Source organism: Tuberibacillus sp. Marseille-P3662, assembly GCF_900178005.1.
In the GTDB taxonomy this organism is placed as follows: domain Bacteria; phylum Bacillota; class Bacilli; order Bacillales; family Sporolactobacillaceae; genus Marseille-P3662.
Genome location: NZ_FXBS01000006.1, coordinates 811,397 through 825,986, shown reverse-complemented (window position 1 = coordinate 825,986; position 14,590 = coordinate 811,397). Strand labels below are relative to the sequence as shown.

Genomic DNA, 14,590 nt, shown 5'->3' with positions numbered 1-14,590 from the left:
AGCGTTTACAAAGTCAACATTTTATTTACCTTTATTGACATTTGCTACATCTATAAGCTTACAAGCTGGATTAAAAAGCTTTATAATGAATATAAGGAATGGGGGATTACAATGACTCAGAAGTTGGCTGTTGCCATCATCCATGGTGCCGGAAGTCAAAAAAAGACCTTTGCCACAAAGATGATTAAAAAAATTGACAAGCAGTTCAATAAACGGCTACAAAAAGACATGAATGTTACAGAAACCGGACTCGTGTTCCAACCTGTCTTCTGGTCATCCGTCTTTGAAGAGGAAGAGAAAGTCTTGCTGCAAAAATTACAACAAGGCGGAAACTTGGATTATCATCGATTACGACAATTCACAATCGAATTTTTGGCAGATGCCGTCGCATACCAACCAACATCCTTTCGAGACCATAACTATGACAAGGTCCATAGTGTGCTAGCGCAGTCTCTAAGGGAACTCTCAATAAAAGCTGGACCTCAAGCGCCGTTATGCGTGATTAGCCATAGTCTCGGATCCGTCATTGCTAGCAACTATTTTTATGATTTGCAATTCAAGCATTCGAATATTGGTATGTTGACAGAAGAAATGAACAGCCACACACCACTTGAAAAAAGTGAAACATTGGCATTGTTTTATACCCTTGGCAGTCCATTAGCCTTGTGGTCACTTCGATTCAGTGATTTCGGTCATCCAGTGAAGATCCCAGCGCCCTCAATCAACCAATATTATCCTCACCTTAAAGGGGGATGGTTCAATATTTATGACAAGGATGACATTCTCGGATATCCTTTAAAAGCCTTAAACAACAAATATGATAGGGCAATCACGAAGGATATTCAAGTGAATGTTGGCGGTATTTTCACGAGCTGGAACCCCTTTTCTCATCTCCAATACGATACAGATGAAGCCGTGATCAAACTAATTGTGGATGGTCTCATCAAAACTTGGCAATCTGTCAACCGTTAAACATTACATTCAAAAGCCCACCTCCATAAGGAAATGAAGTAGGCTTCAAATTATAAAAATATTAAACCAAGCAGGAACGTTATGACAATTCCAGTAAGACCTTGAACTAATGTAGCCATCGTATGTGCCCGATATGCAGTCATCACATCCATTCCCGTAAACTGTGATACCACCCAGAAGTAGGAATCATTAACGTGACTCACAACCATTGCCCCTGAACCGATGGCTAATACCGCAAGCACCTGACCAATGGGGATATTACCCATCATGACATCTAAATCTAGAATAGATAGAAGTGGCATTGCGATGGTTGAGGTAACAACTAAAGCCGTTGTGGAACTACCCTGTGCGGTCTTCAATAGTGCAGCAATCAAAAATAAAATAAACAAAGCACCTGCACCAACAAAAATCGATCCACCGTCAAGCAGCGTTTTAATATAATCGGCAATCGGGGTCGCCGCGATTATTGTACCAAAGGCACCGCCAGCACCGGTAATCATGATGATAATAGCAGCATCAATCATCCCGTCACCGACCCATTTTGTTAACACTTCTTTTCCACGCCCTCTTGCCAGTAGCAAAAATGCAAAGATAACACCAATAAATAGAGCATTAACAGGTTGGCCGATGAAATTAATCACTGTGTATAGCCATCCGGAAAGGAGTGTTTCCTTCGTTCCGTCAGGCAATGATCCAACAGGAAAGTTGGCCATTGAACCGAGAGCCATTAGAACAATCGGAATGAGGATCGGTGCAAACGCTTGGAAGGGTCTCGGAATATTATTGAAGCTCGCCTTGTATTCTTCAAAGGTTTCCTTTGATTCCAGAAGATCAACCTTTAACTTCTTTGAGAACTTGGTTGCCCAAATATAACCAGCGGCCATAGTAAAAAACGATACAAATGCCCCAAATAAAATAACCCAAATCAAACCGTTTGCAGCAACACCTAAGTTACCTGCTGCGGCGATCGGTCCTGGTGTCGGCGGAACAAATGTATGTGACGCATACAAACCGGTTGCTAATGAAACACTTGTTACAATCACATTAACATTGGCCTTCTTGGCAACAGATTTATTTAGTGATGACAACACAATATAGCCTGAGTCACAATATACCGGGATTGATACCACCCAACCAATGATCGACATTCCCAAAGCCGGATAACGGTTTCCGGTCCACTTTAATACTGTTTCGGCCATCGTTACGGCCGCGCCGGTTTGCTCGAAAACTTTTCCAATAATGGTACCAAATATAATAACTAACCCAATCTCCGCCAAAATCCCACCGAAACCGGAAGTTATAGTTTGTGAGACACTATCAATAAGCGGCTTCTCAAACATAAATTGCCCGATAAGATTAGCACCGAGACCAAATACATAAGTTGCTGCAATAATTGATAAAAATGGATGTAGATTAACCTTTGATGTTAACAAAACAATAACGGCAATACTGATTAATAATAAAATTAGTAAATAAGGGCCTGCACTTGCCATAGACGACTCCACGATATTTCCCCTCCTAGAATGTAACTGAATACAACCGAATCATTTGTTCCACTTGCTTTTCTATCAAAATGTCTCCATTGTCCATCGCATTATCCAAGGACATCGGTCCGTCAGTGATACTAAATGCTGCTGTTAGTCCTTTTTCGTACAAGGGCTGTAGATCATCTTCAACTGAACCTGCAATCGCAAGGGTTAATAGATGATATTGTTGAGCAATGGCGGCCAACCCGGCCACAACCTTTCCTGATGCTGTTTGCCCATCAATTTTTCCTTCTCCAGTCAATAACATATCAAATTGACCATCCTTGAGTTGATCTCTGAAACCCACAGCTTCTGTAACAACTTGAATGCCTGGCTTAAGTTCTGCATTCAAAAATGCCAGCAGTCCTGCAGAGGTCCCCCCAGCGGCACCTGCCCCTGGCCATTGGTGAACCGATTGGCCCGTTTGTCGCTCAATACAATCCGCAAACACGGTCAATGCTTGATCCAACGATTGAACCATTTCCGATGTTGCGCCCTTTTGGGGTCCAAATATCGCGGATGCTCCATTAGAACCTACCAATGGATTATTAACATCACAGGCGACTTGAAAAGTTGCTTCATGCACTTGTGACTCAACCTGGCTGCTGTCTATGATATGCAGACGTTGCAGGGCAAGGCCCCCAGGTTCTAATTCTCTCCCTTTCGCATCAAGAAAGCGATAACCAAGGGCACGAAGTAAACCAGTGCCACCATCATTCGTCGCACTGCCTCCGAGACAGATTATGAAATGACGTAAACCCTGGTTCAATGCATCAAGCACCAACTGTCCTGTGCCATACGTTGAAGCAATACGAGGATCTCGTTCTTCTGCTGCTAATGTGTCTAATCCTGACGCGGAGGCGAGTTCAATCACAGCCGTTTGACCGTCTCCTGTCACACCGTACTCTCCCAAAATGCTTCGTCCTAAAGGATCCACAACTTCAACTTGATAAACAGAACCGCTCGTGGCATCAACTAAACTCGTCATCGTTCCTTCCCCACCATCAGCCATAGGTATCATAGTCACCACGGCATCCGGATGGCCTTTTAAAACTCCCGATTTCATCGCTTGGGCTGCGGCTTTCGCTGTAACGCTACCTTTAAATGAATCCGGTGCAATGAGTATATTCATAAACATCCTCCAATAACTGAATGCGTTTTCAATCTAAGTTCATTATATTTTTAAAACCTATTCCTAGGGTATCGGTAAAATTAACAAAAATCACGACCACAATGTCGTGATTTTTGTGCACTTTTCCTTATATTAACACCAATCAGCTAACTGCAGAGCAACAGCATCTTGAAAGTTCCTCGGGTCGTACCCAGTCAGGTCTTGAATTTTTTCTATGCGATAGATGAGTGTATTCCGGTGCACAAACAATTGCTTAGCCGTCCGGCTAAGATTGAGATTGTTCGCAAAAAACACAGACAGCGTGATTTGCAAATCTTTAGAAAGGGATTTCATAACTTTGTGTTGATACCTTTCCCGTTCTGCCTGACTAATTGTATATAGTAAAAGCTGAGCTTCATAATCACTCACCTTTACATACGCTTGATCCGAAATATCCATCGCAAGAACGGTCTCTTGGTAATGACGATGAATCGCATTCGATTGCTTAGAAGTCCTTCCAATGCCTGTTTGCACGTCTTCATAAAAATAGGATAACTGTTCTTGGACCTTTTTGTAGATAAGCGGATCATCGGTTTGACTAGATAAAATCACGACAAATGTCTCAGCACCAACAAAACCGTATATCCCTTCTGAAGCCGGCAAAAGATGCTCGACTTGATCATAAACTTCATGAAGAGAAAATCGCTTTTTAGCTTGATTCAAACGGTACACAAACACTGTATAAGGGGCATTTATATTAATATTTAGCAGTCGACATTTTTGCTCAATTTTTTGATATGGAGGATGTTCGCTTAAAATATCTTCCAACAGAAATTCTCGGGTCCGGTATTGCCATTCCACTTGTTTCATTAAATAGATTTGTTGCAGCATGAGTTCGGTCATCGTAACAACAAGTGAACCAAAGTCTTTGACCTCTTCTGGAATTCCAGAAATACCGACCACTCCAACAACTTCACCCTGAAACTTGATAGGCAAATTCATGCCGGGTTTCGTACCACGCCACATCCTTTGATTCGCCGTATCAATAACAAGCGCTTCACCCTTCTCAATGACCTCATTAGCGGCTTCATGGAAGGTATCGATTCTTTCCGGATCTCCAGAACTTAGAATAATGCCCCGTTCATCCATAATATTAATATTGCGTCCGAGGGTCTTCATTGTCTCCCGTCCAATAGTTTCTGCAATTTCAGGAGTTAGCATAGGACTCACCTGCTTATGATATGAAAACTTTTTCATTTCAATTATAAGCGATGTCCGTTGTTAACAAAAGATAGAAAAACAATAATACTTACCAAAAAGTCAACGCTTGGATAATATTATCCAAGCGTTGCACCATGCTAGCTCGCTAGCTCCCTTTGCTTTTCAAGAAACAAGTTTGCCTACACTTTGTATATACGTTCTTCTTCCACATTATGATCAGAATCTAGTATGGATAAATGACTTGGCCGATGATCCTTTGCAATATGCACGCCAGCGTCAATCGCTTTATCTTTTTTATCATAAAGTTCTATCGGAGCGGTATCTTCAATTTTGACATACCATCCTAATGCGTCTTTATCCGGTACAACATAATACTGATTCATGCTTGACACGCCTTTCTTATCATTTTCATCTAAGTTACTCTATTAACCCATTCCCGAACATGGACAAAGATTAAACATACTTATTCAAACGTCGTGGAGGATTTATCCCCATGCACGAAAAAACCGCTCAAAAATATGAACGGTTTGAGGAAAACATGACATTTTATTCTTCGGAATCCGTATCATGCAAAGGGTCATGATCTAATTCATCGATTGCAACATCCATTTCGCTTTCGTCGTGCGGATAACTGCCAACATAGTAGCCGCCGAAATCAACACATTTGACGTTGCGCTTCCTTGGATTCACGTCTTATCACCTCTTACAGATAGCATGGACATGATCCAAAGTTGTTATGTGTTGTAACCCATATCCGACTTATGTTCCCATACATTCACCCAGAGCAAACACTCCATAAATTGACACAGAAAATGATCAAATAAAAAACCCTTAGTCAACATAGGACCAAGGGAGTGGTATTAAGTATAAAATCAGCTTTGATGTTATTGTAAACTCGAAATCGTATATTCTCCGCGACTTGTTTTGAGATAGACTTGACCATCAGTGACGTTAAACGACTGAATATCTTCTAGCGGAATATCGTATGAACTATACGGTAACGGTTCACTGTTTTCATCCGTTATTGTTTCTCCACCGCCTGCCAGCTGCAGGGTTGTAACAGATAAGTAATCATCCACGGGCCGTTCATAATTTTCTAAAGCAAATGATTCTAACTGCATCGACGTTTTATCGCGATCGTCGATTTCATCTTTAGTAATGATCACGCCGTTACCTTTCAGCCTATCTAAAGCGGATGTTATTGTTTCTAACGTTTCCAGATCGACACTCATTACCATCACCTCTACGATTATTATCCCCCATCAAAAAGATTTTATTATAAAATTAACGATAATAATATTATGTAAACTTAAATGCTCTTATAAGAGCATTCATTTGATGGACACCTTCTATAATTCAGCATTAAAGCTTAATTTTTTCAATAAATCTGCTGCTTGCTGTTTCTCCTCGTCACTTAAGCCGCCGAATATGCGCTGTAGCGATTCGTGATGCTTTGGAAAAATGTCATCCATTAGGGTTTGCCCGGATTCAGTAATTACTGCATAAGTTACCCGGCGGTCATTTGGGCACGGCTGCCGGCGTAAATAGCCCTTGCCTTCAAGCCGATCAATAACATATGTCATACTACCACTGGCCAGCAGTAATCGGTCACCGATCTTTTGTATCGGCTGATCTCCTTTATGATACAGTAGTTCCAAGACAGCAAATTCGGTCGGGTTTAAGCCTTGGTTCTTAATATCTTGACGAACGAGTTCAGCAATGGTTTTATTCGTCCGTGATAATATGATGAATAGCCGTAGTGACGGATCTTGATATTCACTCATCCTCATCTCTCCATCATCTTGAATTAAAGATATATTATAATTCAGCGTTTCACCGCTGTCAATCCCTGTATAATCTTTTGACTGTATTGATAAGCTATAACAAAAACATGGAGGGATAGTTCTATGAGCCAACCCTATTTATGCCCGAACTGTAAAACCAATAAAACAAGATTCAATATTATTAATCAAGTCCCACAACCGGTTAAATTGGATCCCCACACCGGAGATATTGTTGAAACATTTACGAACACAAATCCTGATCCACATCATATTCGTTATCAAGGGCCGGAACGAAAAATCCAATGTGGCACGTGTGGTCTGATTGATGAAGAACAAACTTTTGTGAAACGAGCAGCGTTTGCTAAAAAGCAAAATCAGGAGCTGTGAGCCATCTCATTTATCTTTTTAGAGTAAGATTTTTTAATTTGAACGATCACACCCTGCTCAACATAAACTATTGTAGATGTCAGCATTTAATAAAAGGTGTTGGTGATATGCCTGGATTTGTTGGTGCCGTAAAAATCAATACGCTTTCTGGGGGATCCGTTTTTAATATTGGTGATACTTATCGTGTCGCACCTTCTTCAGCATCAAAATCTTTTGCCGGTGCAGGGTCTTTTAATACAGGGGACCATATCCATACGGAAACGAATCAAAATCAGACCCAAACCTACGATTCCGATGTCTTTGACCAGAATATTTAATCCATTAAAATCATCATCTAGGCAAGCACCTATTCCATGTTCTTATCATAGGATGGGATCGAGGTGATGCCAATGAACGCTCCATATAACTACTACCATCCAGCCCAACACATCAAACAATTACAAGACATCATCCAGACACAGGATAGACGAATCAACGAACTCGAGCAATCGGTTAATCAATTAAATCAATCAGTCGAACAGTTGAATAAAAAAGAACCAGTGACCGTTAATTATAAATTTGACCAATTGAAGATTGAATCCTTAGAGGGCACACTAAATATTGGTTTAAATCCTGCAAATAATGACGAATCGATTGAAGATTTCTCTGTCGATCAGGAAACGATTAGAACTGACTCCCAATCCGTTTCATCAGATCAAGAATCAAGTGTGTCTCATGGGAAAGATGATTCATTGTATGATGATATTGAAGAGCAGCTGCAGAACTATTTTAATGAGCATGCATTGAATGATTTACAGTCTATAGAAAATCATTTTCAATATACGCTTGACCCTCCCTATCGCACCTTTATTATAGATGATGTTAAAAAACAGCTTGGACATCGTATTCAATATTACCTTAACCAAATCAAAGATCAAACAAAGGATCGCCATGAACAAAGGCATCAAGTGACTGAAAAAGTCATTAATGATGTTCGCGGGGCATTTAAAATGTTCATAGAAAACTTACCAAAAGGACGTGATCCATCTTGAATTTTCAAGTCGTCAATAGAGGAATCAATGTGGGTGATATCAATATTATTGGTGTTGCTTCAGCTTCAGTAGTGTTAATTGGAGATGCGGAAACCATTGGTTCGTCATCCGTATTCGATACACCTCCTGAGTCAATTATTGTTGGAGATACTTATGTACCGTTTGCATCACAGGGATCATGATGAAACGCTATTCGTTTGTGAATGAATTATATATGAATTCAGTCTCCAACAGCTCTGTCATTGAGGTCGGCGATTCCAAATCCCTTACACCAGTCAGCCGCGTATTCGCCCTACAAAGAGAATATCCAATGTTTTATGAAGGCGAAGCGTCATTTAAGGCGTTCCCTATTTTTACCGACCCTATACCCAAAGCGCATATTTATGAGCCGGTACACACAAGTTTCATCCATGAAAATCCGGCCATTAGTGTTGACTCTCTACGGATCCTAGGTACATCATCATCAGTCGTCATCCAGGTGGGTTCGACTGAAACCGTTCAGACGGAATCAAGGCTGAAGCACATTCGCCATTTTTTAAATCCACCCAATTCTACAGAATAAAGGCTGCTATTGTTATAGATAAACCTAACATAGCCCATCAGCCATGACTTTTGGAGCGATGCAACCATGAATTTCTTTATTAACCAAGACATTGATATAAAGATGCTTAAGATCCAAGGTTTATCTAATTCATCAGTGCTTCAAGTTGGAAGTTCAGGCATGATTAAACCAATTTCCAATTTGTATAATACAGGGGGATTTTCAGCTCCAGGTCCAGCATTAGAACAACCCTCCTATGAACCCTCTGGATCTTATGGTATAGAAGCCCCTTACGTCCCTCTTCCTGCGCCGTCATAAAATCGACGGCTTTTTTTATATAAACCACCAAGGACATCTATTAAAAAATCTATTAAAAGTGTCATATACGAATGTGGACAACCATATGAATGAATTAAAGACCAGCGGGAGGGTTGTCCATGTTAGCCGAAAAATTTCGCCAGTTTCACAGAATTGAAGAAAATGTTGCCCAAGAAGCTCAAGAAATCGAACAGCGCGTCAATCATATGGGCAGTGAAGAATTGTTAGAGAGCATCAGCTACTGGATGTTTAAACTAATTATGATAATCGGTATTCCTTACTTTTTATTCGTACTAGTTAAGTTCATTATTTTTCTGTAAAAAAAGCCAACGCACGGCGAACCGCGCGTTGACGCTATAATTGTTTCAAAATGGTCTCCAAAACATAGTCTATGGATTTTATGGTGTTGATAAATCGACGCCGTCGCGTATCTTTTTGCCAAGCCGTGACTGATGTTATCTCAATATTATCGTACGTATCATTAATTTGGACATGATAAACATACTTAGGGTGTTCAGCATTAATCCATTCCAAGACCAGCGGCTTCCATTCATCAATAACCTGCTTCACACTATCAGCAAAAGGTTTGACTTCACCATAAAAGTCAACTTCATAATCTTTTGATTTAGAATATGTCACAAATTGGTCATAGGCTTGGTCATTATATGTTCGTAACTGTTCGGTCAGTTCTTTTAAGCGTTCTCTATTTTTCGTTTCCAAGGCTCTGAGACACCTCCGTGTCTCCATCCTAACATATTTATATCATACATCACGACTTGATCATATTATGTTGTAACAGCCAGCCTCAACGAGTCATTTCTGCTGTTTTTTTCAGAGTTACCACTAGTAGACGCTTCTGTGAATCTGTTAAGCTGTTCTTCAATCGCTTTCATCTGTTCATCAATGTTTTCGATGGCTTCGTAGATATCATCAATTTCCTGACGATGATGCATGATCTGTACTGACACAATGTCATCTGCCTTATTCGCGATTTTCCTTTCCACTTGATCGACACGCATTTGCAAGGCATCCATTCTAAATTCAAAGGTTGCACGATCGACCCCTTTTTGTGGCTCTATGGATTTCATCTGAGTCGCCCTCCTTAATTGAGATTCGCTTAGTTAAATACATTCTCTTCATCCCTATCAGTCCCTTCCGACTTGACAAAAGAAGTGCCGGTTCGGCAAAGAAATTGTTTCTTCTCGGAGGCTTACCCATTTTTACGACAAACCAAAGGGAATGTGTGCGCTCCAGTGATCAATTCGCTGTTTTTTACGGTTATACCATGATGACAGGATATACTTAGGAATACGCGGGGGTTGATACCAGTTGCTCTTGATATGACCGGTAAACCAATCCAAGGGTTGCAAGCGTTTATGATGAATGGGGCTATACACATTTCTAAGCGGTAAATGATCATGAAGGGGTCCATGGTCAAAAAATTGTTCATAATCATAACGCGCCCCTGTTGGCTCAACGCTAAGAGCAAACCGTTTTATCTGCTTACACTCAGGTGAAGCGAATAGTAACCATGTCAACTGTTTTCCAAGGTCAATTCGCTTAGATAGATGACTAAAGTGAAAGACAGAAAAGCCGTATAAATCACCCGTCATTGTCGGAAAAATGACGGCATTCATTCGCATCATATCTTGGAGATAAAACCAAATGTTATCGAAAACCGTCGAATGATAGAACGGATGGTGTATGACAGGTGCTTCAATCACGTTCTGTTCATTAATAATTTGCCCAATACACAAAAGACGACGATGTCCCGATAGCCAAAATTGATTCCACTCGCGTTCCATAAAGACGGACGCATGAACCCATTTTAATAAATGAAACATAGGCACCTGACTCTTTTTTGAGTGCTCGTAAAGGAGCAGCTGCGGGTACGCATCAGCAAAAATCAACCAATTGGGACGTTCATATGTATGAAATAGAATGGTTTGCAACTGATCTGATAGGATCCTTTGGAACGGATGCGTCTGTAAATCGGTCATATTCCAGCCGGCATTCCTGGAAACCATGCTAGCGAGCAAAGCCCATTCAATTTCAGGGTGGCGTTTGTAGAAAGCCAAATAAGCTTTGGTACGGGAAATGTTGTCGACATTTTGCTTGTTTGTTTCCGCATGAATGTTTTTAATCAATTGGCGTTCATTGAATGATGGTACCAACTCTCGGCGTTTTTCTTTGATAAGGGCAAAGTCTTTTGATATCATAAGGCAATCTCACTTTCCATTTGTCACAAAATCTTGTCGTTATTTTTTATCATACGATCGATTTTGCGTTATAATATGTGATGAATGTTTACCTTAGGAGATTTGATTATGGCTATTTACTACCCTAATGGAAAACGGTATATTAAAAACGGTCAGCAAAACCAACCGCGAGGAAGCCGCCCGACTGATTACGGCAACCGCGGTATGACATTTGAAGAAGATATCGATAAAACAAATGAATATTATCGTGATGAACAAAAGGCTATCATTCATAAAAAACCGACTCCCGTCCAAATTGTCAATGTTGATTATCCAAAACGAAGTGCGGCCAAAATTACTGAGGCTTATTTTAGAAAGCCGTCAACCACGGATTACAACGGAATTTATAGGGGTTATCATCTCGACTTTGAAGCTAAGGCAACGCAGAACAAAACTGCGTTCCCGCTACAAAACATTCATGAGCATCAAATTCGTCACATGATTAATGTTAAAAAACATGGTGGGTTGAGTTTCCTGCTTCTACAGTTTACGAAAAGTCACCAAATCTATCTTCTTGACGCCGATGTATTGTTCAATGTTTGGGATAATAAATTGAAGGGCGGTCGAAAATCAATCCCAAAAACGGTCGCTGAAGCTTATGGTTACCAAGTCCCTACAGGATTTATGCCAAGAATCGATTATTTAAAAGTGATTGACCGCGTCTATTTAGACACAAACTAACAAATACCTACGAAATTTGTATTTTGAACAGGTTTTTGATTGAAAGGTGATGAATATGTCTGAATACAGATCAAGAACCGAAAGAAGGCAAGCCCAACAAAGCAATCAAAAAAAAGGCAAAAAGAAAAAACGTGGCCTCTTTAAGAAAATTATCCTTAGTCTCGTTCTATTATTTTTGCTAGCTGGACTCGCGGGTACGATTACAGTTGCCAAAATTATCAGTGATACCCCGCCTTTAGACATGTCAAAGCTCAAAGCTTCCGGTACTACAAAACTCTATGATGACGAAGGTCAATTTGCGACAAACGCTTTCGGTACTAATGAGCGGACACATGTTAATTTGGAACAGATACCTAAACTTGTTCAAGACGCCGTAATCTCCATTGAAGACCGGCGATTTTATCAACACCTTGGAGTTGATCCCATTAGGGTCGGGGGTGCCGTCGTTGCCAATATAACGGAAGGTTTCGGTGCTGAAGGTGGCTCGACAATTACCCAGCAGCTCATCAAACGCGCCTATCTGTCACCGGAAAAGGCATTAACGCGCAAGATTAAAGAAGCTTATTTAGCAGTTAAACTAGAACAAAAAAAATCTAAAGACCAGATCCTCGAATTATATTTAAACCGGATTTATTATGGTCAAGGAGCATCTGGAGTTGCTGCTGCTGCACAGAATTACTTTGGTTTAGGGCCTAAAGAACTTGATCAATTATCGCTTGCCCAATCTGCCATGTTGGCTGGTTTACCAAATGCACCATCTGCCTATGATCCCGTTGAGCACCCTAAGAAAGCTAAGGAGCGGCGTGATCAAGTGCTAGACGCAATGGTCGATAATGACAAGATTAGCCAGAAAGAAGCTGAACAAGCTAAGAAAGTCTCCATCAAGGAAATGTTAGAAGATAAACCTGAGAAACAAGATAACACCAAGTATGCCGCCTTTGTTGACTATGTTGAACATCAGCTTGTAGAAGAACAAGGTGTCGTATCTCATAAAGATTTCCAATCCGGTGGATTAAAAATTTATACAACCTTGAATCAAACGGCGCAACAGAAGGTTGAAAAAGCACTTAGTAACAAGCAATTTTATCAAGGTATCGAACATGAGAAACAGTTTGAATCCGCAGCAACGGTTATGGACACTAAGAGCGGTGCCATTCGAGCAATTGGCGGAGCTCACAATTTTACAAATGGAGATATCAATTACGCTTTCAACAAACCTAATAATGGATTGACAGAAACGAACCAAGTTGGCTCAACCGCCAAACCAATTATGGACTATGGTCCAGCTATTGAGTATCTCTATTGGCCAACGGCAAGAATGCTTGTTGACGAACCCTATCAGTATAATGATGACAAAACGTTAAAAAACTGGGATGGTGACTACACTGGTAAACACACAATCAGATATCACCTTGCTAAATCCCGGAATGTCCCTGCGTTTAAGACAATGGAGACTGTCATGGATGAGAAGGGAAAAGATCAAGTCCAATCGTTTGCTAATAATCTAGGCATCGGTATTAATAAAGTGGTTCCGTCCTACTCCATCGGCACTTTTAACTCAACGCCTGTTAAAATGGCTGGTGCTTATGCATCTTTTGGTAACGGCGGCGTTCATAACGAGCCGTTTGCAGTAAAAAAGGTCGTATTTCCTGATGGACGTACCATTAAACTTGATCACAAAGATAACGCGGCCATGAACAGCTATACAGCTTACATGATCACAGACATGTTAAAAGACGTAGTTGAATGGGGTACCGGGACGAATGCTAATATCCCCGGGGTTCCTTTAGCAGGTAAAACAGGCTCAACTGATTTTGGAAGTACCATGGAGGACCAATTTAGTTTACCTAGCGGCGCAGTCAAAGATGAATGGTTTGTCGGCTATACACCAAAACTAACCACTGCTGTTTGGTCAGGCTATTCAAGAAACACTGTCAAAGAAAAAGACTCAGACAAAACCATTCCATTATATATGGCGGATAGCAATGTCAAGCATTTACCACAAACATTGTTTAAAAATGTCATGACTGGATTGGTTTCACAGAGTACGTCGGATTTCGAGAAGCCAAATACCGTCGTACGGATGGGCGTCGAAAAAGGCACGATGAAGCGGCCAAGTGATGGTACACCAGAAAACCAGATTGATTATGAGTTATTTGTTAAGGGACATAATATTCCGAATGATGTTTCCAATAAATTCAAGCAACTCGAATCAGTCAAAAATCTGAAAGCATCATACAAGCAAGAAGAGAAGACAGCCGAAGTCACTTGGGACCATGATACGAGTTCAGATGGTAAAATTGAATTCATCGTCAAGCAAAAAATTGACGGTAAGTATCAGCCATTGGGGACTACAACAGATCAAACAATGACCGTCGACAATCTAAAACCTGGAACTCATACGTTCTCAGTAACGGCTAAACTCATTAATGAAAGTGATGAATCACAGAACCGAATGAGTGATCCGCAGACCGTACAAGTGAAGGTTCCAAAACAAGGGATCCCGGATATTCCACCTGAGCAGAAGAACCCAAAAGATAACGATGGACCAGGTAAGCCAAATAATCCTGGTAATGGCCCATCTGATAACCCGGGTCGTGGCAATCAAGGTGAAGACAATGGTCCACCTGGTAACTCTGGTGATGATGAAACCGGAAATGAAGGTAACAATGATGAAGATAACGGCAATCAGACGGATAATAATGATCCATCAACGCAAGAAAATGATGAGAACAATGACGAAACCACATAAGGGAAGCT

20 protein-coding genes are annotated in these 14,590 nt (G+C 40.8%); 10 read left to right on the top strand and 10 right to left on the bottom strand.

The window, feature by feature from the left end:
- Positions 1-111: 111 nt before the first annotated feature.
- Positions 112-972, top strand: coding sequence for a chemotaxis protein (locus tag B9Y89_RS12765; RefSeq protein ID WP_085523599.1), 861 nt, complete (start codon positions 112-114; stop codon positions 970-972).
- Positions 973-1,022: 50 nt separating this feature from the next.
- Here the strand turns inward: B9Y89_RS12765 and B9Y89_RS12760 are convergent, their stop codons facing one another.
- The 7 genes from B9Y89_RS12760 to B9Y89_RS12735 form a co-directional block, all read right to left on the bottom strand.
- Positions 1,023-2,477: a GntP family permease gene (locus tag B9Y89_RS12760; RefSeq protein ID WP_369596732.1), complete on the bottom strand. Its 1,455-nt coding sequence runs from the start codon at positions 2,475-2,477 to the stop codon at positions 1,023-1,025.
- Between the two features lie 13 nt (positions 2,478-2,490).
- Complete coding sequence (locus tag B9Y89_RS12755) at positions 2,491-3,630, bottom strand: glycerate kinase (protein WP_085523598.1); 1,140 nt, start codon at positions 3,628-3,630, stop codon at positions 2,491-2,493.
- A 132-nt stretch (positions 3,631-3,762) separates the two neighbouring features.
- Positions 3,763-4,830, bottom strand: coding sequence for a CdaR family transcriptional regulator (locus tag B9Y89_RS12750; protein ID WP_176222212.1), 1,068 nt, complete (start codon positions 4,828-4,830; stop codon positions 3,763-3,765).
- Between the two features lie 179 nt (positions 4,831-5,009).
- Positions 5,010-5,213: a DUF2188 domain-containing protein gene (locus tag B9Y89_RS12745; protein ID WP_085523596.1), complete on the bottom strand. Its 204-nt coding sequence runs from the start codon at positions 5,211-5,213 to the stop codon at positions 5,010-5,012.
- Positions 5,214-5,376: 163 nt separating this feature from the next.
- Positions 5,377-5,520, bottom strand: coding sequence for a hypothetical protein (locus B9Y89_RS19075; protein WP_176222211.1), 144 nt, complete (start codon positions 5,518-5,520; stop codon positions 5,377-5,379).
- 194 nt (positions 5,521-5,714) lie between these two features.
- Positions 5,715-6,062, bottom strand: a complete 348-nt coding sequence (locus B9Y89_RS12740; RefSeq protein ID WP_085523595.1) for a hypothetical protein — start codon at positions 6,060-6,062, stop codon at positions 5,715-5,717.
- Positions 6,063-6,179: 117 nt separating this feature from the next.
- Positions 6,180-6,614, bottom strand: a complete 435-nt coding sequence (locus tag B9Y89_RS12735; RefSeq protein ID WP_369596731.1) for a MarR family winged helix-turn-helix transcriptional regulator — start codon at positions 6,612-6,614, stop codon at positions 6,180-6,182.
- A gap of 123 nt (positions 6,615-6,737) precedes the next feature.
- On the opposite strand from B9Y89_RS12735, the gene B9Y89_RS12730 reads away from it, so the two are divergent.
- The 7 genes from B9Y89_RS12730 to B9Y89_RS12700 all read left to right on the top strand — a co-directional run bounded on the left by B9Y89_RS12730 (position 6,738) and on the right by B9Y89_RS12700 (position 9,211).
- Positions 6,738-7,001, top strand: coding sequence for a DNA alkylation repair protein (locus B9Y89_RS12730; protein WP_085523593.1), 264 nt, complete (start codon positions 6,738-6,740; stop codon positions 6,999-7,001).
- 107 nt (positions 7,002-7,108) lie between these two features.
- The gene (locus tag B9Y89_RS12725) at positions 7,109-7,318 is read left to right on the top strand and encodes a spore germination protein (RefSeq protein ID WP_085523592.1); all 210 of its coding nucleotides are present in this window, start codon (positions 7,109-7,111) and stop codon (positions 7,316-7,318) included.
- 66 nt (positions 7,319-7,384) lie between these two features.
- Positions 7,385-8,032 (top strand): spore germination protein GerPC, encoded by a 648-nt coding sequence (gene gerPC, locus B9Y89_RS12720; RefSeq protein ID WP_254901299.1) that lies wholly within the window; start codon positions 7,385-7,387, stop codon positions 8,030-8,032.
- The gene (locus B9Y89_RS12715) at positions 8,029-8,214 is read left to right on the top strand and encodes a spore gernimation protein GerPD (RefSeq protein WP_085523590.1); all 186 of its coding nucleotides are present in this window, start codon (positions 8,029-8,031) and stop codon (positions 8,212-8,214) included. Before gerPC ends, B9Y89_RS12715 begins: the two co-directional genes overlap by 4 nt.
- On the top strand, positions 8,214-8,594 hold the full coding sequence (locus tag B9Y89_RS12710) for a spore germination protein GerPE (RefSeq protein WP_176222210.1): 381 nt from the start codon (positions 8,214-8,216) through the stop codon (positions 8,592-8,594). The genes B9Y89_RS12715 and B9Y89_RS12710 overlap by 1 nt, the downstream gene beginning before the upstream one ends.
- Before the next feature lie 66 nt (positions 8,595-8,660).
- Entirely contained in the window at positions 8,661-8,891 is a 231-nt protein-coding gene (locus B9Y89_RS12705) for a spore germination protein GerPB (protein ID WP_085523588.1), read from the top strand.
- Positions 8,892-9,010: 119 nt separating this feature from the next.
- Complete coding sequence (locus B9Y89_RS12700) at positions 9,011-9,211, top strand: hypothetical protein (RefSeq protein WP_085523587.1); 201 nt, start codon at positions 9,011-9,013, stop codon at positions 9,209-9,211.
- Positions 9,212-9,245: 34 nt separating this feature from the next.
- Here the strand turns inward: B9Y89_RS12700 and B9Y89_RS12695 are convergent, their stop codons facing one another.
- The 3 genes from B9Y89_RS12695 to B9Y89_RS12685 all read right to left on the bottom strand — a co-directional run bounded on the left by B9Y89_RS12695 (position 9,246) and on the right by B9Y89_RS12685 (position 11,110).
- The gene (locus B9Y89_RS12695; RefSeq protein ID WP_139822802.1) at positions 9,246-9,611 is read right to left on the bottom strand and encodes a YppE family protein; all 366 of its coding nucleotides are present in this window, start codon (positions 9,609-9,611) and stop codon (positions 9,246-9,248) included.
- A gap of 65 nt (positions 9,612-9,676) precedes the next feature.
- Entirely contained in the window at positions 9,677-9,979 is a 303-nt protein-coding gene (locus tag B9Y89_RS12690) for a hypothetical protein (RefSeq protein ID WP_085523585.1), read from the bottom strand.
- 132 nt (positions 9,980-10,111) lie between these two features.
- The gene (locus B9Y89_RS12685; protein ID WP_085523584.1) at positions 10,112-11,110 is read right to left on the bottom strand and encodes a DUF2515 family protein; all 999 of its coding nucleotides are present in this window, start codon (positions 11,108-11,110) and stop codon (positions 10,112-10,114) included.
- Between the two features lie 108 nt (positions 11,111-11,218).
- Between B9Y89_RS12685 and recU the strand changes: the two genes are divergently transcribed.
- Together recU and B9Y89_RS12675 are read left to right on the top strand one after the other, a co-directional pair.
- Positions 11,219-11,830 (top strand): Holliday junction resolvase RecU, encoded by a 612-nt coding sequence (gene recU / locus B9Y89_RS12680; protein WP_085523583.1) that lies wholly within the window; start codon positions 11,219-11,221, stop codon positions 11,828-11,830.
- Between the two features lie 55 nt (positions 11,831-11,885).
- A complete protein-coding gene (locus B9Y89_RS12675) occupies positions 11,886-14,582 on the top strand; it encodes a transglycosylase domain-containing protein (RefSeq protein ID WP_176222209.1) in 2,697 nt (898 codons plus the stop codon).
- Positions 14,583-14,590: the final 8 nt, after the last annotated feature.

Coding starts and splice junctions, on each gene's coding strand:
- B9Y89_RS12730 (WP_085523593.1), top strand. CDS start 6,738: ATGAGCCAACCCTATTTATGCCCGAACTGTAAAACCAATAAAACAAGA.
- B9Y89_RS12710 (WP_176222210.1), top strand. CDS start 8,214: ATGAAACGCTATTCGTTTGTGAATGAATTATATATGAATTCAGTCTCC.
- B9Y89_RS12700 (WP_085523587.1), top strand. CDS start 9,011: ATGTTAGCCGAAAAATTTCGCCAGTTTCACAGAATTGAAGAAAATGTT.
- B9Y89_RS12705 (WP_085523588.1), top strand. CDS start 8,661: ATGAATTTCTTTATTAACCAAGACATTGATATAAAGATGCTTAAGATC.
- recU (WP_085523583.1), top strand. CDS start 11,219: ATGGCTATTTACTACCCTAATGGAAAACGGTATATTAAAAACGGTCAG.
- gerPC (WP_254901299.1), top strand. CDS start 7,385: ATGCCAATGAACGCTCCATATAACTACTACCATCCAGCCCAACACATC.
- B9Y89_RS12750 (WP_176222212.1), bottom strand. CDS start 4,830: ATGCTAACTCCTGAAATTGCAGAAACTATTGGACGGGAGACAATGAAG.
- B9Y89_RS12690 (WP_085523585.1), bottom strand. CDS start 9,979: ATGAAATCCATAGAGCCACAAAAAGGGGTCGATCGTGCAACCTTTGAA.
- B9Y89_RS12735 (WP_369596731.1), bottom strand. CDS start 6,614: ATGAGTGAATATCAAGATCCGTCACTACGGCTATTCATCATATTATCA.
- B9Y89_RS12675 (WP_176222209.1), top strand. CDS start 11,886: ATGTCTGAATACAGATCAAGAACCGAAAGAAGGCAAGCCCAACAAAGC.
- B9Y89_RS12740 (WP_085523595.1), bottom strand. CDS start 6,062: ATGAGTGTCGATCTGGAAACGTTAGAAACAATAACATCCGCTTTAGAT.
- B9Y89_RS12745 (WP_085523596.1), bottom strand. CDS start 5,213: ATGAATCAGTATTATGTTGTACCGGATAAAGACGCATTAGGATGGTAT.
- B9Y89_RS12755 (WP_085523598.1), bottom strand. CDS start 3,630: ATGAATATACTCATTGCACCGGATTCATTTAAAGGTAGCGTTACAGCG.
- B9Y89_RS12765 (WP_085523599.1), top strand. CDS start 112: ATGACTCAGAAGTTGGCTGTTGCCATCATCCATGGTGCCGGAAGTCAA.
- B9Y89_RS12685 (WP_085523584.1), bottom strand. CDS start 11,110: ATGATATCAAAAGACTTTGCCCTTATCAAAGAAAAACGCCGAGAGTTG.
- B9Y89_RS12725 (WP_085523592.1), top strand. CDS start 7,109: ATGCCTGGATTTGTTGGTGCCGTAAAAATCAATACGCTTTCTGGGGGA.